A 796-nucleotide genomic window follows, 5' to 3' on the forward strand; every position below is an offset into this window, starting at 1 on the left:
CAGCGCGCGCTGCGGTTCCTGCCCGGCACAGATCACCACGTGGTCGACCGGCAGCAGTTGTTCGCTGCCATCGACGCGGATGCGCAGGCCCGCATCGTCCACGCCCAGGTACTCGACACCGCCCAGCATGCGCACGCCCTTGGCTTTCAGCGTGGCGCGGTGGATCCAGCCGGTGGTCTTGCCCAGGCGCGCACCGGGCTTGCCGGCGCTGCGCTGCAGCAGCCACAGCCTGCGCGGCGACGCCTCCACGGCGGGCCGGGCCAGTGCGCCGCGGGCCTCGAAGGTGGCATCCACGCCCCATTCGGCCATCCAGCGCTGCGGGTCCAGCGATGGGGAAGGGCCGTCATGGGCAAGGAACTCGCCGACATCGAAGCCGATGCCGCCGGCGCCGATGATGGCGGCGCTGGCACCGACTTCGACCCGGCCCAGCAGCACGTCCAGATAGTTCACCACCTTGGCGTGGTCGGCACCGGGGAAGTCGACCTTGCGCGGCACGATGCCGGTGGCCAGCACGACCTCGTCGAAACCGGCCAGGCTGGCCGCGTCGGCACGGGTGCCCAGGCGCAGCTGCACGCCGGTCTCGGCCAGCTTGTGGCGGAAGTAGCGCAGGGTTTCGTGGAACTCTTCCTTGCCGGGAATGCGCTTGGCCACGTTGAACTGGCCACCGATCTCCTCGCTGGCGTCGAACAGGGTGACCTGGTGGCCGCGTTCGGCAGCGACCGTGGCGCAGGCCAGGCCGGCCGGCCCTGCGCCGACCACGGCCACCCGCTTCGGTGCGGTGGTCGGGGTATAGACC

At 71.2% G+C, this 796-nt stretch carries 1 protein-coding gene; it reads right to left on the minus strand.

Annotation, left to right across the window (positions count from 1 at the left end; all coding sequences use genetic code 11):
• A partial coding sequence (locus DBR20_RS03425) for an FAD-dependent oxidoreductase (RefSeq protein WP_258223191.1) occupies positions 1–796 on the minus strand: 796 nt, incomplete at both ends.

This window comes from Stenotrophomonas sp. HMWF023 (assembly GCF_003060985.1).
GTDB lineage: Bacteria > Pseudomonadota > Gammaproteobacteria > Xanthomonadales > Xanthomonadaceae > Stenotrophomonas > Stenotrophomonas lactitubi.